Raw genomic sequence first — 19,289 nt, 5'->3', positions numbered from 1 at the left:
AGGGGGCCTAGCCCGTCGCCGAGGGACGCGGTGTGAGGCCGGGGCTGGGCTCGGTCGGCTTCTTGTCGCCGCCCCCGCCACCGCCTCCATCGTCGTCGCCACCCGAGGACGGCGGAGTGGGGGACTTCCCAGGCTCCGGCGACGGTGTACCGGGCTCTGGCTCGCCGGTGCCGGTGGCGGGCGTGTCGCCGCCGTAGATCGGGTCGATGGTGAACGAGTGCCCCTTGGGGGTGTCGCCCTCCAACTGCTCCAGGGCCTTCTGGCGCTCTTCGTCGCTCAGGGCCTCCCACGCCTTGGCGTCCTCGAGACGTGGCTGGAGCTTGTCCCAGTTCTCGCCGCGGGCCTTGATGTCGCCCCCTCGGTGGTCCGAGTCGTCCCCGTACTGCTCGTTCTTCTCGCGGACGTCTGGAGTGTCGGCGGCGTAGAGCACGAACAACTGCTTGTCGGTGTCCGAGCCGTACGGATTCTTCCGCAACTCCTGGAGGTAGTACGCGCTCAGGCGGATGTCCTCGTTGGGGTTCTCCTCGATGTACTTGGTGAGTTGGGCATCGCTGAGGTCTCCCAGATAGGTGCCGTCTGGCGTGGTGAACGCCTGTCGGTGTTGCCCGATCACATTACGGGCCGTCCCCAGTTTCATATGCGTGATGCCGAGCGACTTGTCCGGCTTGATCGTCTGCTGGAGCGTCCAGTTGAAGATCCGGCCGAAGCTCGGCAGGAGACCGCGGCCGTCCTTGTCGTAGTTCTGGTACCACTGCTGCTCCTGCCAGAGGATCGACAGCAGCAGTGTCTTGCTCATCCCGGTCTCCTTCGCGGCCCGTTCCACGGCGGCGAGCTGCGAGGGGGAGACATTGATCGGATGCGGGCCGTCGGGCGCTCCCGTCAGGCGCAGCGCGATGGCCAGCGGGCTGTTCTTCTTCAGCGCCTCCTTGACCAGCTCCGGATCGGAGATCTCCGTGAGGCCCCTGATGGTCCGCAGCGCGGCCGACGCCGTGTTGTCGGCCTTGGTCGCGCGGGACAGGGCGCCCTCGATGATGCCCTGGGCGTGCCGGACCGGCTCCGACTGGCTGTCGTCACCGGGACCGGAGGCGGGTTCGGAGCTGGAGACGCGGCCGCTGTCGTCGACGGTCAGCTCATGGTCCCTGGCGTAGCCGAGCGCGCTGGTCAGATCGCGCTGGGCGGCCTCGATCTCGTCGGCCAGGTCGTCGTAGACGCGGCAGAGCTCGCGCAGCGCCAGATTCGCCGCTTCGTAGTCCTCCGCGTGCTTGACGAAAGTGCGGCGGGCGGCGAGCCCGGCGTCGGACACCCACTGCTTCTCGAGCGTGCGGGCCACGTCGTCGCGGGCGAAGGCGCCGATCTCCTCGCAGTGCTTGGCAGCGGTGAGGGCGTCGGCGGCGGCGTCGCGCCAGGCTTGCGGGTTCGCGGAGTGGAGGTCGGGTACGGAGACCATCAGGCACCCTCCAGCCAGCGGGCGTCCTTGCGGAGCTCCGCCTCGATGGAGAGGTCGGTGTCCATGTAGTCGTCCATGGCATCGGTGATGGCGGTGGCCGCCTCCCTGGCCGACTTGCCGAGGTCGTGCAGACGGTTGCGCCATGCCGTGACGCACTCCTGGTTGGGCGCCGCGACCGCCCAGCCCGAATGGGCCTTCCCGGCGGCCTCGGGGTCGTCCAGTTTGACCTTGTTCTGCCCTGTCGCGCTGGCGGTGTGGAAGGCGCCTGCGGTCTTTTTGGGAGACGGTGGATCGACGAAGAGGTCCGGCAGCCCTGGTAGATCAGGAAACAAGGACATCAGGCTTCCCCCCAAGCAGCCGTAATGTTCATGTACTTGGCACCGTACCCGGCACACCGCCGATGAACGCGGGTGACGCGCGTACGACGGCGTCTTCAGTACAAGGCTGTGACGGCCCTGAGGGGAAGCGAACCGTAGGTCTGGGGACGCCGGACCGTAGGGGTGACTCCGTGGAGGAAGCCCATCCGCGGAGTGGGCGTCAATCCCGCGGAGCCTTGGCCGCGGCGCAGTCGCAGCAGGTGCCGAAGATCTCGATCGTGTGGGCCACGTCCACGAAGCCGTGCTCGGCGGCGATCGCTTCGGCCCATTTCTCGACGGCGGGGCCCTCCACCTCGACCGCCTTGCCGCAGGCGCGGCAGACCAGATGGTGGTGGTGCTCCTCGCTGTTGCACCGGCGGTAGACCGCCTCGCCCTCCGTGGTGCGGAGGACATCGACCTCGCCGGCGTCGGCGAGGGACTGGAGGGTGCGGTAGACCGTGGTCAGGCCCACCGAGTCGCCCCGGTGCTTGAGCATGTCGTGGAGCTCCTGCGCACTGCGGAACTCGTCCACCTCGTCCAGCGCCGCCGCCACCGCGGCGCGCTGCCTGGTGGACCGGCCGCGTACTGGGGGACCCGCGGTCACCACAGCTGCCTCCTCAACCTCGCATGCTCCGTCGCTCTCGGGGCTCATTCCGCGCCCGGTGCGCCTTCTGCCCGGCCATTGTGCCAGTTATCGCTTGGGGGACGGACGAGAGCGACGGACTCGGCGACGGGCTCATGGGCAGGGGGCTCATGGACTGCGGACCAACTGCGGACTATACGAGTACATCGTCCCTCAACGTGCACCGTTCCTCGGCCTCGGCCGCCCGCTGAGCACGTCTTTTCGCCAAGGGCGCGGCCAGGGCCGTGATCACGGCGAAGACGCCGATGGCGAGGACGACGATGCTGGCTCCCGGCGGGACGTTCTTGTAGAAGGAGAAGACCGTGCCGGACAGGGTCACCACGACGCCGATGGCGATCGCCAGCGCGAGCGTCATCGCGAAGCCCCGGGTGGCCTGCTGGGCGGCGGCGACCGGGACCACCATCAGGGCGCTGACCAGGAGCAGGCCCACGACGCGCATGGCGACGGTGACCGTGACGGCCGCGGTGACGGCCAGCAGCAGATTGAGCGTGCGCACCGGAAGGCCGGTCACCCGGGCGAACTCCTCGTCCTGGCACACCGCGAACAGCTGGCGGCGCAGCCCCAGGGTGATCAGTACGACGAAGGCGGCCAGGAGGGAGATCGCGACGACGTCCTCGGGGGAGACCGTGGTGATCGAGCCGAAGAGATAGGTCGTGAGGTTGGCGTTGGAGCCGGTCGGCGAGAGGTTGATCAGCAGCACACCGCCCGCCATCCCGCCGTAGAAGAGCATCGCGAGCGCGAGATCGCCACGGGTCTTGCCGTACCAGCGGATCAGCTCCATGAGGATCGCGCCGAGCGCGGAGACGGCGACGGCGGTCCACACCGGGTTGGCGCCGGTCAGGAAGCCGAGGGCGACACCGGTGAGCGCGACATGGCCGATTCCGTCGCCCATGATCGCCTGACGGCGCTGGACGAGGTAGATGCCGACCGCGGGCGCGGTGATGCCCACCAGGACGGCGGCGAGCAGGGCCCGCTGCATGAAGGCGTAGTCGAGGATCTCGAGCATCTCAGGTCAGCAACCCTGTCCGGATCGGTTCGGCGTCGGCCGCCGCATGGGGATGGACATGATCGTGGCCGGGCAGCGCATGCTGGCCCACGGCCTTGGGCGGCGGCCCGTCGTGGACGACACAGCCGTCGCGGAGCACCACCGCGCGGTCGATCAGCGGCTCCAGCGGGCCGAGCTCATGGAGCACCAGGAGGACCGTGGCACCGGCGGCGACCTGCTCGCGGAGGGTGCCCGCGAGGATCTCCTGGCTGGTGAGGTCGACCCCGGCCATCGGCTCGTCCATGATCAGTAGTTCCGGTTCGCCCGCGAGGGCGCGGGCGATCAGCACGCGCTGGTGCTGACCGCCGGAGAGGGCGCCCACCGGGTCCCGGGCGCGGTCGGCCATGCCGACGAGCTCCAGGGCCCGCTGAACCGCCGCCCGGTCGGCCTTGCGCGGCGGGCCGAACCGGCGGCGGGCCAGCCGGCCCGCCGAGACGACCTCGCGCACGGTCGCGGGGACCCCGCTGGCGGCCGTGGTGCGCTGCGGTACGTAACCGATCCGGGCCCAGTCGCGGAAGCGGCGGCGCGGAATGCCGAAGAGCGTCAGCTCACCGCCGCTCAGCGGCACCTGGCCGACGACGGACCGTACGGCGGTGGACTTGCCCGAGCCGTTGGCGCCGAGCAGCGCCACGACCTCACCGCGGCGGACGGTCAGATCGATACCGCGCAGCACGGGGCGGCCACCGAGGGTGGCGGTGGCGCCGCGCAGGGATATCGGGTCCTCGGCGGCGGCCGAGGCGGGGCGCGCGGCCGGATCCGCCGTCGGTGCGGGACGGGCGGCCGGTGCCGCGGCCGTGGCTATGTCCGGCTCCTCGGTCACCCCGGTCTCCCGGGCCTCCTCCGCTTCCATGACTTCCTCCGTCACTTGGCGCCCAGCGCCCGCTGCAAAGCCTTCAGATTGGATCGCATGACCTGGATGTAATCCTCGCCCTTGGACTTGGAGCCGATGCCCTCGATCGGGTCGAGCACATCGGTCCGCAGATGGAGATCGCCCGCCAGCGTCTTGGCCGTCCGGTCGCTCACGAGGGTTTCGAAGAAGACGGTGTTGACCTTGTCCTTCTTGGCGATGGTATGCAGCCCCTTGATCCGCGCCGGGCTGGGCTCGGATTCGGGGTCGAGCCCGGAGATCGCCTCCTGCCGCAGGCCGTAGCGCTCGGCGAGATAGCCGAAGGCGGCGTGGGTCGTGATGAAGGTGTCCGAAGAACGGTCCTTCAAACCGCTCCGGAAGTCCTGATCGAGCGTGTTGAGCTCCTTGACCAGGGTGGTGGTGTTCTTCTGATACGTCTTGGCGTGATCGGGGTCGGCCTTCTCCAGCGCCTTGCCGACGCCCTTGGCCACCTGGGCGTAGCGGACCGGATCCAGCCAGATATGGGGGTCGGCGGCGGCGTCGCCGGAGTGGGCGTGCCCGTCGTGGCCCTTCTCGCCCTCATGGCCCCCCTCGCCCTCGTGGTGGTCGCCCTCCACCTCGGCGCCGTGGTCCTCGAGGGTGGTGTACGAGGTGGCGTCGGCGACGTGCTTCGGGTCGGCCTGGGCGATGGCCCGGTCGACGGAGGGCTGGAGCCCCTTGAGGTAGACCACAAGACCGGCCTCGGTGAGATCGGCGGTCTGCCGGGGGCTTATCTCCAGGTCGTGCGGTTCGACACCGGGCTTGGTCAGGGAGGAGACATGGACGGCGTCCCCGCCGATCCGCTGGGCGAGGAACTGCATGGGGTAGAACGACGCCACCACATCCAGCTTTCCGTCCTTCCTTCCGTCCCCGGCGTCGGAGGAGCAGGCTGTGAGGGTGGTCAGACCCAGTGCGGCGGCTCCGACGAGGGCGGTCATGGGGCTGAGGCGGCGTATGTTCATGACTCTCATTTTCAACAAAGATGGAAACGATTGTCAACAAGTGTCCTCTTCCCGATCGCTTCGGCTATCGATTTGATCCGGGGGGTGCCGCCGCCGGTAACCTGAAGCATTCGCTTCGTCGTCAATGTCGTCATCAATGAAGAGAGCACCGTGGCCGCCGACAAGATCGACACCATCGTCAGCCTCAGCAAGCGCCGTGGCTTCGTCTACCCGTGCAGCGAGATCTACGGCGGCCAGCGCGCCGCCTGGGATTACGGACCGCTCGGTGTGGAGCTGAAGGAGAACATCAAGCGGCAATGGTGGCGTTCCACGGTCACCTCGCGTGACGACGTCGTCGGACTCGACTCGTCCGTGATCCTGGCCCGTGAGGTGTGGGAGGCGTCCGGCCACGTCGCCACCTTCACGGACCCGCTGACCGAGTGCACCTCCTGTCACAAGCGGTTCCGCGCGGACCACCTGGAGGAGGCGTACGAGGCCAAGCACGGCCGGCTCCCCGAGAACGGCCTGGCCGACGTCAACTGCCCGCACTGCGGCAACAAGGGCAGCTTCACCGAGCCCAAGCAGTTCTCCGGTCTGCTCGCCACCCACCTCGGCCCGACCCAGGACTCCGGCTCGATCGCGTATCTGCGCCCCGAGACCGCCCAGGGCATCTTCACCAACTTCCTCGCCGTCCAGCAGACCTCGCGCCGGAAGCCGCCGTTCGGTATCGCGCAGCTCGGCAAGTCGTTCCGCAACGAGATCACGCCGGGGAACTTCATCTTCCGTACGCGTGAATTCGAGCAGATGGAGATGGAGTTCTTCGTCAAGCCGGGCGAGGACGAGAAGTGGCACGAGTACTGGATGGAGCAGCGCTGGAACTGGTACCGGGACCTCGGTCTCCAGGAAGCGAATATCCGGTGGTACGACCACCCCAAGGAGAAGCTCTCCCACTACTCCAAGCGCACCGCTGACATCGAGTACCGCTTCCAGTTCGGCGGCTCGGAGTGGGGCGAGCTGGAGGGTGTGGCCAACCGTACCGACTACGACCTGAAGGCGCACTCCGCGGCGTCCGGCCAGGACCTGTCGTACTTCGACCAGGAGGCCGGCGAGCGCTGGACCCCCTACGTCATCGAGCCGGCGGCGGGCGTGGGCCGCGCGATGCTGGCCTTCATGCTCGACGCGTACGTCGAGGACGAGGCGCCCAACGCCAAGGGCAAGATGGAGAAGCGCACCGTGATGCGGCTCGACCCGCGCCTGGCGCCGGTCAAGGTCGCGGTGCTGCCGCTGTCCCGCAACCCGCAGCTCTCGCCGAAGGCCAAGGGGCTCGCGGCGGACCTGCGCAAGCACTGGAACATCGAGTTCGACGACGCGGGCGCGATCGGCCGTCGCTACCGCCGTCAGGACGAGATCGGCACGCCGTTCTGCGTCACCGTCGACTTCGACACGCTCGACGACAATGCCGTGACCGTGCGTGAGCGCGACACGATGAAGCAGGAGCGGGTCTCCCTCGACCAGATCCAGTCCTACCTGGGCGGCCGCCTGATCGGCTGCTGACCCGGTCCGGGCCCCGCGCCCGGACCACGGGCACCGGACACACACCCGACGACGGGCTCCGGCGCCGCGGACGCGATGTCCGTGGCCGCCGGAGCCCGTCGATCGGCAGAACGGGGGGCAAACCAATCGTGCGAGGAGTGACGCACCACATCACCGCCATCCGCGAGGACGGCACGGTCTTCGAGGTGAGCTACGGCTACGGTCCGGGGCAGCGGCGGCTGCTCGGCTGCCAACACTGCGACTGGCAGGAGCGGATCACCTACGGCGGCGCCCGGCACAAGGGGCTCGACCACCTCGCCCAGGCACACGGGGCCCTCGGCTCACCCCGGATGACCGCCGACGCGGCGGCGCGGCGCCAGGTCGTCCTGATCATGCTGGCCTGTTTCGCGGTGGCCGCGCTCATTCTCTGGTGGGCCGCCTCCCAGGGGTGATCGGGGTTCTCGGGGCGACCGCTGGCCCGGGCGCCGTGGTGGTGCCGACCGTGGTCGCGTCGGTCACCGGCCGCCGTTCCCGGCCGAGCGCCAGCGCCGTGCACAGCGCCGCCAGCGGCAGCTCCGCGCAGACCGCCATCGCGACCGCCGACACCAGCGCCCCGCCCGGCGCGGCCGTCACCGTGTCCCACCACGCGTCCACCACCAGCAGCGCCGCCGTCGCCGCCGCGGTCAGCCGATGGCGGTCGTCGCCACGTCTGCGCAGCGCGGCGGTGGAGAGCAGCCCGAGCGCCTCGAGGGCGTCCAGACCCACCCACGCGGCGTTCCAGCGGCCGACCAGGGCCGTGGACGGCACCGTCCGGGCCAGTACGTACAGCCAGGGGACCAGCGCCGCCCCCGAGACCAGCAGCACCCACTCCGGCCGCACGCGTCGCCATGCAAGCTCGCGCCGCCGGGGAAGCACTCGCCGTCGCGGAAGCGCGCGCCGCGGCCTCCGCGCGGTCCCCCGGCCGGTGGCGGGAGAGGACAGGGTGGTCATGGGGCGGATCTCCTTCCGGGCCCGGTCGGTCGTCCCGGGCGCTCCACCAGCCTCGTCGGCGCGGCCCGCGGTGTCGGTCACACCAGTTGCCGACTTGGGGTGGCACCAGGTGCACCCCGATTCCGGGCATCCGGTCCAGCGCGCGGCCGCCCGGGGCCGCTCTAAGGTCGTCGCATGAGCCTCCGCCCCGCGATACGCCCCGCGTTCGGACGTTCGCCGCACCGGCTGGGGCGCGACGTCCGCTTCGGCTCCGCGGGCATCGCGGTGCAGTTCGTGGCCTGGGCGGCGCCGATGAGCGTGCCGTGGGTGATCTATGACAACGCCTCGTCGCCGGTGGACATCCTGCTCGCGCTCACCGTCCCGCTGATCGGCCCGGCCGTGGCCACCCCGCTGCTGACGCGTGTGCAGCGGCAGCGGTTCGCGGCGCTGCTCGGCGTCGGGATCACCGGCCCCCCAAGGGCCCGGCGGCAGCTGTGGTACCACCTGCTGGCCGGTCCGGCCGTCGCCTTCGGCGGGGTGCTGGCCTGGGGCTTCGCCCTGGTGGGCGTGGCGGCCGCGACCGTGTTCCTCTGGCGGCAGCAGGCCGGACGGCTGAAGTTCCTGCCGGACGCCACGTCGGCCGCGTACCTCACCGTGGGCGGCTGCGCCCTGCTGGCCCTCGCGTACTGGCTCATCGGCGCCCTCGTACGGCTCGACACGCGCGCGGCGACCGCCTTCCTCGGGCCAGGACCCGCGGCGGAGCTGGAGCGGCGGGTCGAGGACCTGACCGAGAGCCGTGCGGGCGCGGTCGACGCGGCGGACGCCGAGCGGCGCCGTATCGAACGCGATCTGCACGACGGCGCGCAGCAGCGGCTGGTCTCCATGGCGGTCAACCTGGGCCTGGCCAAGGCCACGATGGACGATCTGCCCGAAGCGGCCCGCAAGGTCATCGACGAGGCGCACCGCGAGGCCAAGGAGGCCATCGAGGAGCTCAGCAACCTGGTGCGCGGGCTGCACCCCGCCGTCCTGGACGAACTCGGCCTGGACGCCGCCCTCTCCGGCATCGCGGCCCGCGCTCCGCTGCCGGTGCGGCTGCGGGTGGACGTCCCCGAACGGGCCGCCCCGACCGTGGAGGCGGTCGCCTATTTCGTGGTCTCCGAGGCCCTCGCCAACATCGCCAAGCACGCCCGCGCCACCCGGGCCGGGGTCGAGGTCGTACGGGCCGGGGACAGGCTGCGGGTGGTGGTCGACGACGACGGGGCCGGAGGCGCCGACCCCGCCCGCGGCAGTGGTCTGGCGGGGCTCGCCCAGCGGGTGGGCTCGGTGGACGGCACCTTCGACATCAGCAGCCCCCTCGGGGGCCCGACCGTCATCACCGTGGAGCTGCCGTGCGCGCCGTGATCGCCGAGGACTCGGTTCTGCTGCGGATCGGCCTGGTCAAGGTCGTACAGACCGCGGGCTTCGAGGTCGTGGCGGAGACGGACGACGCCGAGGGGCTGCTGGCGGCGGTCGAGGAGCACCGCCCGGACATCGCCGTCGTGGACGTCCGGATGCCGCCCGGTTTCACCGACGAGGGCGTACGGGCGGCCCTGCTGATCCGGCGGCAGTGGCCGGACACCGCCGTGCTGCTGCTGTCGCAGTACGTCGAGGAGCGGTACGCGGCGGACCTGCTGACCTCCCACACCAGCGGGATCGGCTATCTGCTCAAGCAGCGGGTCGCGGACGTGGAGGAGTTCATCGACGCGCTGCGGCGGGTGGCGGGCGGCGGCACCGCGCTGGACCCGCAGGTCGTGGCCCAGCTGCTGGTACGACGGCACAGTGATCCGCTGGACCGGCTGACCTCGCGCGAGCGCGACGTCCTGGAGCTGATGGCCGGCGGGCGGTCCAACGCGGGGATCGCCGGGGCGCTGGTGATCAGCGAGAGCGCGGTGGCCAAGCACATCAACTCCATCTTCGGGAAGCTGGACCTGCCGGTCGCCGAGGCGGACCACCGCAGGGTGCTGGCCGTACTGCGCTTCCTGGGCGTGGGCCGAGGGGCGCCCTGAAGGGGCGCGGGGCTGACTCGATGCGCGGCCCCGCCGCGTGGGCGACGCCCGGCCACGACGGTGCCGCGGACGGGTTACGGCACCGTGCGGTAGCCGCGGATGGGCCACGACATCGTGCGGCAGCCGCGGACCGGCTACGGCACCGTCCGGCAGCCGCGGACGGGTTACGGCACCGTCCGGCAGCCGCGGACGGGCTGCTACGACACCGCGCGCGGCAGCCGCAGGCTCAGCAGCAGGGTCAGCGCGATCGCCCCCAGCTGGGCCACGAGCGTGATGATCAGCGCGTTGGCCATGCCTGCCGACGGCGCCAGGGCCAGGAAGAGCGTGCCGAGCGTCGCCACGCCCAGCGCCAGCGCCGACTGCTGGGTGGTGACCATCACGCCGCTGCCCACTCCGGCCCGTTCGTTCGGCACATCGGCGAGCACGATCCGGATCAGCACCGGAAGCTGGAGCCCCTGCCCGAACCCGGCCAGCGCGACCCCGGGCAGCAGCCCGGTCAGCGACAGGCCCGGCCAGTCGCGCCACACGGCCAGCGTCAGCAGCACGACGCCCACCGCCTGGATCAGCCCGCCCGCGGTCACCACACGGCTGCCGTACCGGCCCACCAGACGCGGTCCCATCAGCGAGGCCACGAAGAACGTCGTCGCCATCGGCGCCAGTGCAAGCCCCGCGTCGACCGGCCCGTATCGCAGCCCCTGCTGAAGCGCGACCGCGATGACGAACATGAAGCCCCCGAAGCCGATCGAGAACGGCACCACCATCGGCAGCCCGCGCCGCAGCCCTTGCAGCGCGAACATGCTCGGCGGCAGCAGCGGCGTTTGCCCCGCCCGGTCCGCGCGCCGCTCCACGACGTAGAACGCGGCGGCCAGGAACGGGAACGCGCCCAGCGTCAGCCAGGTCCACAGCGGCCAGCCCGCCGCCTGGCCCTCGGTCAGCGGCACCATCAGCGTGATCAGCGACAGCGCCAGCAACACGGTGCCCGGCAGGTCCACCGGCGCGGGCCGGGGCGAGCGGGTCTCGGGGACCGTACGGACCGAGAGGAGCAGGCCGATCAGCGCGACCGGCACATTGACCAGGAAGACCGCGCGCCACCCGGTGCCCGCGATGTCCGCGGCCACCAGCACACCGCCCAGGATCTGCCCGGCCACCATGGAGAGACCGGCCGTCGCGCCGTACATGCTGAGCGCGCGGGCGCGGCGCGAACCGCTGGTCGAGGAGTGGATCGTGGCGAGCACCTGGGGAAGCATCAGCGCGGCCGAGGCGCCCTGCGCCACCCGGGCGCCCACCAGGCTCCAGGCGTCCGGTGCGAGCCCGCAGGCCAGCGAGGTCAGCCCGAAGGCCGCCATCCCGGCGAGGAAGAGCCTGCGCCGTCCGAAGGTGTCGCCCAGCCGTCCGCCGAGGACCAGCAGCACCGCGTACGCCACCCCGTATCCGGCGACGACGAGCTCCAGCACGGCCGGACCGGCGTGGAGATCGCGGTCCATGGTGGGCAGGGCCACATTGACGATGAAGAAGTCGATCAGGGGCAGCGCCGCGCCCAGCAGCACGGTGAACAGCCCGAGGGGGCTCAGCGCGGGGCCCGAGGAGGTGCGGGGCCGGCCGGTGGTCTTCGCGGCGTCCGGGCCGGCGGTTCTGTTGCGTATCGTCGGAATCTGCGTTTCGCTCACGCTTACGAAGATCCCGGGTGGCTCAAGCTGGTACCAGAGTGTCTTTATCCTGGTACAAGAACTACCTGGCAACCGGCTGAGACCTTGGGCACCCTGGAACCATGACCACGATCGTGCGTGATGCCGTGGCCGGTGCCACAGCCGGTGCCACGGCCGAGAGCAGAAGTGCGGGGGCCGAGATACGGCGGGGTGAGCTGGCCGCGTTCCTGCGCAGCCGCCGGGAGCGGATCACCCCCGAGCAGGTGGGGCTGCCCCGAGGCCGCCGTCGGCGCACCCCCGGGCTGCGCCGCGAGGAGGTCGCACAGCTCTCGACCGTCGGCGTGACCTGGTACACCTGGCTGGAGCAGGGCCGCGACATCCATGTCTCGGCGCAGGTCCTCGACGCCATCGCCCGTGCGCTGCTCCTGGACCGCAGCGAGCGGACCCATCTCTTCGCGCTCGCCGCGGCCATCGACCCGACCCCGGCGAGCGAGTGCACCGGCGTACCGCAGTCGCTCCAGCTCATGCTGGAACAGCTCGAACCGTTCCCCGCCTGCGTCCAGAACAGCCGCTTCGACCTGCTCGCCTACAACCGCACCTACCGGCTGCTGATGTGCGACCTGGACAAGGTGGCGCCGGAGGACCGCAACTGCCTGTGGCTGGCCTTCACCCATGACGAGTGGCGCTCCAGCCTGGTGGACCGGGACGAGACGATCCGGCTCATGGCGGCCAAGTTCCGCGCCGTGATGGCCGAGCATGTGGCCGAGCCCGCCTGGAAGGCGATGGTGAAGCGGCTGGAGGACGCCTCTCCGGAGTTCCGGGAGATCTGGGCGCGGCACGAGGTGGTGCGGCCCGGCGACAAGATCAAGGTCTATCGCCAGTCGGAGGTGGGCATCGTCCGGCTGGCCGCCACCAGTCTGTGGACCGGCCCCCAGCAGGGCCCCAAGCTGCTCACCTACACTCCGGCGGACGCCGAGACCCATGAGCGCCTGGAGCGGCTGCACGCCCTGGCACTCGCGGCGGAGGCCACGGAGGCCGCCCCGGCGGCGGTCTGAACCCCGGGGCCGGGCGGGCTCCTTACGCATCGGGGGTGCCCGGTGGATGCATCGGGGTGCCCGGTGGATCTTTCCCCTCCCTGCCCCTTCCCGCAGCATGCATGTGCGGCTCCGCCGCGTGGCAGGGGCTCCGCCCCTGGACCCCGGGGCCTGGGGCGGAGCCCCGCCATACGGCGGAGCCGGAGCCCTGCCACGTGGCGGAGCCGCATATCGATGCGTGGGAAGGGGAGCGGAGCCCGGTCCGGGGTCTGGGGCGGAGCCCCGGCGGGGGTCCGGGGCGGAGCTCCGGTTTCGGGGAGGGGCGGGGAGGGGCTGGCCCGCCGCAGGCGGCACCGTACGCCGGACGCCCGCCCCCCCTCGCGCCAACTACGCCTTCGCGCTCGCCGACGTCTGACCCGTCGGCGCGCCCTCCCCCTCGAACAGCGCCGCCGCGTGCCGGGTCGTCCGCTCGGCCCAGCGGCCCGTGGTCACCAGCCCCAGCAGCAGGATCACGGCACCGCATGCGGCGATGATCCACCAGGCGGGGCGGGCGGCGTCCACGAACGCCGTGGCGGCCGCGGGCGAGGCGGCGTGCCCCACCCTGCTCGTCGCCGCCGAGGCGGCGCCCGCCGCCAGCACCGCGCCGATGACCGCGACGCCGAGCGACTGGCCCACCTGACGGCTGGTGGAGGCGACGGCCGCGGCGACCCCGGCCTGGGTGCGGGGCATCCCGGAGACCGCCGTATTGGTGATGGGCGCGTTGACCATGCCGAAGCCGAGGCCGAACAGCACATAGCCGATCAGCAGCCCCGCATCGCTCGCCTGGGCGTTGAAGAGGGCGAACATGACCCCGCTGGCCGTTATGGCCACCCCTGCCACCAGCATCGACGGCCGGGGCCCGCGGGCCCCCACCAGCCGCCCGGACAGTGGCGCGCAGACGAAGCACATGAACGCCATGGGCAGCATCCACAGCCCGGCGTGCAGCGCGTTGAGCCCGCGCACGTCCTGGAGGTAGAGCGTGTTCATGAAGAGATAGCCGCCGAGCGCCGCGAAGGCGCACACCGCGACCACCGTCGCCCCGCTGAACGGCGCGCTGTGGAAGAACCGCACATCGATCAGCGGTTCCTCACGCCGTCCCTCGTAGCGGACCAGGGCGAGGAGCCCCGCGACGGCAATCACGGCACAGGTGACGATCAGCGGCGAGTCCCAGCCGCGGTCCGGCGCCTCGATGATCGCGTAGGTGAGGGTGCCCAGCACCGCGATGACCAGCAACTGGCCGATGGGGTCGGCCCGGCGCGGCTTGGGGGCGCGCGACTCCGGCACATAGCGGGCGGTGAGGATCAGCGCCGCGACCCCGACCGGAATGTTTATCCAGAAGATCGAGCGCCAGCCGACGGACTCCACCAGCAGCCCGCCCACGATCGGCCCGGCCGCCATGCTGATGCCGACGACCCCGCCCCAGGCCCCGATGGCGCGGGCTCGCTCCCTGGGCTCGGTGAAGACGTTGGTGATGATCGACATCGCGACGGGGTTGAGCATCGAACCGCCGATCGCCTGCACCATGCGGAAGATGACCAGCGCCTCCAGATTGGGCGCGAGACTGCACAGCCCCGACCCGAGGGTGAAGATCACCAGCCCGGTCTGGAAGGTGCGCTTGCGCCCCACCCGGTCGGCCGTCGAACCCGAGAGCATCAGCAGGGCGGCGAGCACGAGGGTGTAGGCGTCGATCGTCCACTGCATCCCGGACACGGAAGCGTGCAGATCGCTTCGCATCGAGGGCAGGGCGACATTAAGGACGGTGTTGTCGAGGCTGACGAGCAGCAGGCTCATGCAGCAGATCGCCAGCACAAGCATGCGCCGCCGATGGCTGAGCTCACGCATGGTTGAACGCTACATCGATACCGTCGGTGTGGCGGACATAACCGCCCTGTCGGTCCCTCTGGCGGGTGCGGGACAATGAGAGATCCGCCCCGTCCTCCCACCGTAGTACGCCAGAGGAAGCTCACCTCGATGAACCAGACGCCGCGAACGCCACGCACGCAGCTGCGGATCGGACCGCATACGGTCCGGCCGCCGGTCGTGCTCGCACCCATGGCCGGGATCACCAACGCCCCGTTCCGCACGCTGTGCAGGGAGTTCTCGGGCGGCAGGGGGCTGTTCGTCAGCGAGATGATCACCACCCGGGCGCTGGTGGAGCGGGACGCCAAGACGATGCGGCTGATCCACTTCGACGGCACCGAGCAGCCGCGCTCCATCCAGCTGTACGGGGTGGACCCGGGGACCGTCGGCAAGGCCGTCCAGATGATCGTGGACGAGGACCTCGCCGACCACATCGACCTCAACTTCGGCTGCCCGGTGCCCAAGGTGACCCGTAAGGGCGGCGGCTCGGCGCTTCCGTACAAGCGGCATCTGCTGCGCTCGATCCTGCGCGAGGCGGTGACCGCCGCGGGCCCGCTGCCGGTGACCATGAAGATGCGCAAGGGCATCGACGACGACCACATCACCTATCTGGACGCGGGCCGGATCGCGGTCGAGGAGGGCGTGACCGCGATCGCCCTGCACGGCCGCACCGCGGCCCAGCACTACGGCGGCACCGCCGACTGGGCGGCCATCGCCCGTCTGAAGGAGGCCGTCCCCGAGATCCCGGTGCTGGGCAACGGCGACATCTGGTCCGCCGAGGACGCGGTGCGGATGATGCGCGAGACGGGCTGTGACGGCGTGGTCGTGGGGCGCGGCTGCCTGGGGCGGCCCTGGCTCTTCGGCGACCTGGTGGCCGCGTTCGAGCCCGGTCCCGAGCCGCCGGTGTACGCGCGGCCGACGCTCAAGGAGGTCGCGGCCGTGATGCGCCGCCACGCCGAGCTGCTCGCCGAGTGGCTGGAGGACGAGGAGCGCGGCGTGATCGACTTCCGTAAGCATGTCGCCTGGTACACCAAGGGCTTCTCGGTCGGCTCGGAGATGCGCAAGCGGCTGGCGATCACCTCGTCCCTCGCCGAGCTGGACGCGCTGCTGGCCGAGCTGGACCTGGACCAGGAGTGGCCCCCGGGCGCCGACGGCCCGCGCGGCCGCACCTCCGGCCGCAACCGCGTGGTGCTGCCCGACGGCTGGCTGGACGACCCGTACGACCGCGCGGGGGTCGGCGCGGACGCCGAGCTGGACACCTCGGGCGGCTGAGGCTGGTAGTCCGGGGGTCACACGGGGTCATCACCGGTTAAAGTGATGGGCTCGTGGTCGCGGTGGAATCCAGACGATCTGGGGGGATCGGTGACGAGCGTCGTCTTCGTCCACGGCACGGGGGTCCGGGCCAAGTCCTATGAGAAGAGCCTCGCGCGGGTCGTGAGCGGCCTGGGGCGGGTGAGAGCCGATATCCGGGTCGTCCGGTGTTTCTGGGGCGAGGAGCACGGAGCCTCGCTGGGGCTCGACGGGGCGTCGATCCCGGCGCGGTCGAAGAGCCGCGGCGCCGGCGGTGACGAGGTGCTGGACGAGGACGATCCGCTGGCCGTATGGGCGCTGCTGGAGGTGGATCCGCTCGCGGAGCTGCGGGAGTTCGCGGAGGCTGCGAAGGCGCGGCGCGGCGGGGGCGCGCGGGCCGGTTTCGCCCCCGGCCGTCAGGACCCCTGGCAGGCCGTCGCCGATACGGCGCGCGGGCTGAGCCTGGCGGCGGTGAGCGACGGCGGGGGCAGCCTGGACGAGCTGGTGGCCGACCTCGCGCCGCACCTCGGCCCGGCCGGTGGCCGCGTGGCCCGGGAGATCTCCCGCACCCTGGGCGGCACTCCGCCCGCCGACGGCATCGAGGCGATCGCCGCCCGCGCCGTGTACGCCCTGGCCGTCCAGCGGGCCGAGGGCCCGCACGGCGACGAGGAGCCGCTCGCGGTGGACGGCGCCGACCGGGACACCGTCGTCGGTGCGCTCACCGATCAGCTGGGCGGCGCCGGACGGGGCGGATTCATGGCCGGCGCAGCCAAGGGCGTGGCCGTACGGGCGCTCAACTCCTACCTCTCGCCGCTGTCTTCACTGGCCCACACGTTCCGGGGCGGCATCACCGAGGGAGCCGTCCCGGCCAGTGGCGACATCCTCCGCTACCAGGTGCGCGGCGCCGGGGTGCGGGCCGCGATCCGGGCGGCCGTGCGCGACGCGGTCGCCTCGGGGGACGGCCCGGTGGTGCTGCTCGCCCACAGCCTCGGCGGGATCGCCTGTGTCGATCTGCTCGCCGAGCCCGATCCGCCCGCCGGGGTCGAGCTGTTGGTGACGGTCGGCTCGCAGGCGCCGTTCCTCTACGAGCTGGACGCGCTCACCGCGCTGCGCCGCGGCGAACCGCTGCCCGGCGCCTTCCCCCGCTGGATCAACGTCCACGACGAGCAGGACCTGCTCGGCTTCGTCGGGGAGAAGGTCTTCCCCGGCCGGATCACCGATCTGCGCGTCAACACCCGCCAGCCGTTCCCGCGCGCCCACACCTCGTACTTCGCCCACCGGAGGCTCTACGAACTGCTGGCCCCGGAGCTGCCGGCGTGACGGCGATCGAACACGACTGGCGCCGTACCCATGCCGTGCTGGTGGCGGTCGAGCGCTACAACGGCAGCGACCGCCTGAACCTCGACGGCCCGGTGCGGGACGCCATCGGCATGCGGGAGTGGCTGACCGGGCGGGGCGTACCGCCGGAGAACATCCGGTTGCTGGCCTCGCCCATGGAGCGCAACAGGGCGGCTCTGGAGGCGGCGCACCCGGGCTACCGCCCGGCGGAGCGCGCCGATGTGCGCAAGGTCTTCCGGGAGGGGCTCAGCCACATCGACGGCGACGACTGGCTGTGGGTCTACTGGGCCGGGCACGGGGTGCAGACGCGGGGCGGCCGGTGGAGCCTGCTGTATCCCGAGACCTCGGACACCGACCTCCAGGGGCTCGACGCCGACAGCCTGGTCGATCTGGTGCGCACCGACCATCTGCGCTGGGACGCGGTGGAGCGGGTCACCGTGGTCATCGACGCCTGCCGGCAGGCCCTTCCCCCCGGCACCCACGAGCTGGCCGACATCCCGCAGCCGCTCACCGACTGGCCCCAGACCAAGCCCGAGCGGCCGGTCTACTGGATGCGGGCCTGCCAGGCCGGGGCCGTCGCCATGGAGCGGGACGGCACCGGGCGCTTCACCTCCGTACTGCTGCGGCAGCTCGAAGCGGAGGGTGAGGCCGGGGCGGCGCTCGACCTGGACCGGGTCTGGCAGGGCGTGCGGGACGAGTTCGCCCGGCTGAACGGGGCGGGCAGCGGCCGACAGTACCCATCGGTGCACATCATCGACTGGGACGAGCAGGGGCGGATGGTCCGGCTCGGCCCGCCCGCCCCGCCCCTCGACCCGGAGAAGCGGCGGTTCCGGGAGGTGCTGGTCCTGGAGGCGTCCGGGCTGCTCGGGGCGGATGCGGCCGGATCGGCGGCCAGGGTCGCCGCCCGGCTCTGTGAGCAGTTCGCCACCGCCCCGCCCACGACGCCGCCCTCGGCCGAGGAGCTGGTCGACTGGGCGCTGGAGAACCCGCACGGCACCGTCACCCTCCTCGCCGAGCTGAGCGCGCACGCCCCGCCGCGCACCGAGATCCGCAAGGCGTGCCATCTCCTCCAGAACCAGTGGCTGACCCACGCCGAGTACACCGAGCTGGTCGCGCTGCTGGGCCGTCTGGACCAGCGGGCCCGGTACGACTTCGCCGAGGTCGCCCGCGAGAAGTACCCCACCATGGCGCTGTCGTCCCTCGATCCGGCCGCGCTGGTCGACGACCTCGAAGCGGTGCTGCTCCCCCCGCCGAGACAACTCCCGCAGCTGCTGCGTGTCGTGGAGCACTTCGCCGCGCTGTGCGGGGGAGCGGTCGCGGGAGAACTGCGAGCGTGGTCGCTGGAGTGCGCCCGGCGGATCGATCTCGAGGGCCAGCTGTACGAACGGCGCGGCGAGGCGCAGGAGCACGCCGAGCGCGTAAAGGCCGACCCGGACACCGCCACGGACCAGGGGGCACCTCCCGGCGATAGCCGGGGGAGGATCCAGATAAGGCTCCACGCGCCGGGCGCGGACGGGCAGCGGCGCACCTATGAGGTCTGGTCGCGGCGCGGGGACGACGTCAACTCCCTGGCGAAGGCCGACACCCCCGCCTCCCTGGAGGAGATACAGCGTGGCCTGGACCACCTGCTGAGCAGGCATGCCCGCACCCTCGACACACTGGTGGAGTTCTTCGTGACCCCCACCGATCTGGAACTGGCCGTGCACCGCTGGCAGCTCGACGCCGAGGGGCCCCTGGAGCGCTCGCTCGGCACGGACTACCCGGTCGTCGTGCGCTGCGCCGAACTCCGGGAGCACCAGCCGCATCTGTGGGAGCGGCGCTGGGAGAAGGCCGGTACGGCGGATGCCGGGGAGCTGCACTGGCTGCCCGCCCACTACGACACGTTCAAGCAGGTCAACGGCGATCTCCAGGGTCAGGAGGACGCTCCTGGCGTGGTGCTGACGTCCCCGGTGCGGGCCCGTAAGGAGGTCTTCAACGCCTGTCTGTTCGGCGGTGTGCCCGTCCTCATATGGCATGGCGAAGCCGAAGGCGACGCCGCGCAGGCCGAGTTGAAGACCCTGCTCCGCACCGAGCGGCTGCGGTCCCTGCCCCAGCACTTACGCAGACTCCGGTCGGCGAGCGAGGCCGACGAGAGCCACCACGGCAGGCATATGGCCCTCCTGTGGGACGATCCGCACAGTCCGCTCCCCGACCAACTCGACCTGTCCGCACCCTGAG

The 19,289-nt window shown here is 71.5% G+C and carries 17 protein-coding genes; 8 read left to right on the top strand and 9 right to left on the bottom strand.

The features are described from left to right. Nucleotides 1-7: 7 nt before the first annotated feature. The 6 genes from AB0E24_RS15710 to AB0E24_RS15685 form a co-directional block, all read right to left on the bottom strand. Nucleotides 8-1,447: a hypothetical protein gene (locus AB0E24_RS15710; RefSeq protein ID WP_359377432.1), complete on the bottom strand. Its 1,440-nt coding sequence runs from the start codon at nucleotides 1,445-1,447 to the stop codon at nucleotides 8-10. Next, nucleotides 1,447-1,785 carry a hypothetical protein gene (locus AB0E24_RS15705; RefSeq protein WP_347235447.1) on the bottom strand — a complete coding sequence of 113 codons (339 nt, stop codon included), beginning with the start codon at nucleotides 1,783-1,785 and terminating at the stop codon, nucleotides 1,447-1,449. Before AB0E24_RS15705 ends, AB0E24_RS15710 begins: the two co-directional genes overlap by 1 nt. A 199-nt stretch (nucleotides 1,786-1,984) precedes the next feature. Next, on the bottom strand, nucleotides 1,985-2,410 hold the full coding sequence (locus AB0E24_RS15700; RefSeq protein WP_069866000.1) for a Fur family transcriptional regulator: 426 nt from the start codon (nucleotides 2,408-2,410) through the stop codon (nucleotides 1,985-1,987). Nucleotides 2,411-2,579: 169 nt separating this feature from the next. Beyond that, on the bottom strand, nucleotides 2,580-3,452 hold the full coding sequence (locus AB0E24_RS15695; protein WP_079257576.1) for a metal ABC transporter permease: 873 nt from the start codon (nucleotides 3,450-3,452) through the stop codon (nucleotides 2,580-2,582). Nucleotide 3,453: 1 nt separating this feature from the next. Beyond that, nucleotides 3,454-4,341, bottom strand: a complete 888-nt coding sequence (locus AB0E24_RS15690) for a metal ABC transporter ATP-binding protein (protein ID WP_232639460.1) — start codon at nucleotides 4,339-4,341, stop codon at nucleotides 3,454-3,456. 11 nt (nucleotides 4,342-4,352) lie between these two features. Beyond that, nucleotides 4,353-5,339 carry a metal ABC transporter substrate-binding protein gene (locus AB0E24_RS15685; RefSeq protein ID WP_206332333.1) on the bottom strand — a complete coding sequence of 329 codons (987 nt, stop codon included), beginning with the start codon at nucleotides 5,337-5,339 and terminating at the stop codon, nucleotides 4,353-4,355. Between the two features lie 150 nt (nucleotides 5,340-5,489). Here AB0E24_RS15685 and AB0E24_RS15680 point away from each other — a divergent pair, with 150 nt between their 5' ends. Next, nucleotides 5,490-6,872 carry a glycine--tRNA ligase gene (locus AB0E24_RS15680; RefSeq protein ID WP_069866006.1) on the top strand — a complete coding sequence of 461 codons (1,383 nt, stop codon included), beginning with the start codon at nucleotides 5,490-5,492 and terminating at the stop codon, nucleotides 6,870-6,872. Nucleotides 6,873-7,009: 137 nt separating this feature from the next. Then, nucleotides 7,010-7,303, top strand: a complete 294-nt coding sequence (locus AB0E24_RS15675) for a hypothetical protein (RefSeq protein WP_231981465.1) — start codon at nucleotides 7,010-7,012, stop codon at nucleotides 7,301-7,303. Here AB0E24_RS15675 and AB0E24_RS15670 read toward each other — a convergent pair. Beyond that, nucleotides 7,272-7,730, bottom strand: a complete 459-nt coding sequence (locus AB0E24_RS15670; protein WP_180990644.1) for a hypothetical protein — start codon at nucleotides 7,728-7,730, stop codon at nucleotides 7,272-7,274. The two genes, AB0E24_RS15675 and AB0E24_RS15670, sit on opposite strands and share 32 nt — an antisense overlap. Before the next feature lie 285 nt (nucleotides 7,731-8,015). Here AB0E24_RS15670 and AB0E24_RS15665 point away from each other — a divergent pair, with 285 nt between their 5' ends. Together AB0E24_RS15665 and AB0E24_RS15660 are read left to right on the top strand one after the other, a co-directional pair. Beyond that, nucleotides 8,016-9,221 carry a sensor histidine kinase gene (locus AB0E24_RS15665; protein WP_359377427.1) on the top strand — a complete coding sequence of 402 codons (1,206 nt, stop codon included), beginning with the start codon at nucleotides 8,016-8,018 and terminating at the stop codon, nucleotides 9,219-9,221. Beyond that, entirely contained in the window at nucleotides 9,209-9,865 is a 657-nt protein-coding gene (locus AB0E24_RS15660; protein ID WP_079257572.1) for a response regulator transcription factor, read from the top strand. The genes AB0E24_RS15665 and AB0E24_RS15660 overlap by 13 nt, the downstream gene beginning before the upstream one ends. Nucleotides 9,866-10,062: 197 nt before the next feature. On the opposite strand, the gene AB0E24_RS15655 is transcribed toward AB0E24_RS15660, so the two are convergent. Continuing rightward, on the bottom strand, nucleotides 10,063-11,436 hold the full coding sequence (locus AB0E24_RS15655; RefSeq protein WP_359377598.1) for an MFS transporter: 1,374 nt from the start codon (nucleotides 11,434-11,436) through the stop codon (nucleotides 10,063-10,065). A 197-nt stretch (nucleotides 11,437-11,633) separates the two neighbouring features. Here AB0E24_RS15655 and AB0E24_RS15650 point away from each other — a divergent pair, with 197 nt between their 5' ends. After that, entirely contained in the window at nucleotides 11,634-12,566 is a 933-nt protein-coding gene (locus tag AB0E24_RS15650) for a helix-turn-helix transcriptional regulator (RefSeq protein WP_079257571.1), read from the top strand. Nucleotides 12,567-12,932: 366 nt separating this feature from the next. Here the strand turns inward: AB0E24_RS15650 and AB0E24_RS15645 are convergent, their stop codons facing one another. Further along, nucleotides 12,933-14,426 carry an MFS transporter gene (locus AB0E24_RS15645; protein WP_359377424.1) on the bottom strand — a complete coding sequence of 498 codons (1,494 nt, stop codon included), beginning with the start codon at nucleotides 14,424-14,426 and terminating at the stop codon, nucleotides 12,933-12,935. Nucleotides 14,427-14,555: 129 nt separating this feature from the next. Here AB0E24_RS15645 and dusB point away from each other — a divergent pair, with 129 nt between their 5' ends. From dusB to AB0E24_RS15630, 3 genes are all read left to right on the top strand, one after another. Beyond that, nucleotides 14,556-15,716, top strand: coding sequence for a tRNA dihydrouridine synthase DusB (dusB, locus tag AB0E24_RS15640; RefSeq protein WP_093707525.1), 1,161 nt, complete (start codon nucleotides 14,556-14,558; stop codon nucleotides 15,714-15,716). A 90-nt stretch (nucleotides 15,717-15,806) separates the two neighbouring features. Then, nucleotides 15,807-17,054 carry a lipase family protein gene (locus AB0E24_RS15635; protein ID WP_359377421.1) on the top strand — a complete coding sequence of 416 codons (1,248 nt, stop codon included), beginning with the start codon at nucleotides 15,807-15,809 and terminating at the stop codon, nucleotides 17,052-17,054. Beyond that, nucleotides 17,051-19,288: a VMAP-C domain-containing protein gene (locus AB0E24_RS15630; RefSeq protein ID WP_359377418.1), complete on the top strand. Its 2,238-nt coding sequence runs from the start codon at nucleotides 17,051-17,053 to the stop codon at nucleotides 19,286-19,288. The genes AB0E24_RS15635 and AB0E24_RS15630 overlap by 4 nt, the downstream gene beginning before the upstream one ends. Nucleotide 19,289 lies beyond the last annotated feature (1 nt).

Source organism: Streptomyces malaysiensis subsp. malaysiensis (assembly GCF_040653035.1).
Taxonomy (GTDB): Bacteria; Actinomycetota; Actinomycetes; order Streptomycetales; family Streptomycetaceae; genus Streptomyces; species Streptomyces malaysiensis.
The sequence above is the reverse complement of the archived record's forward strand: the minus strand, read 5'-3'. Positions and strand labels throughout refer to the sequence as shown.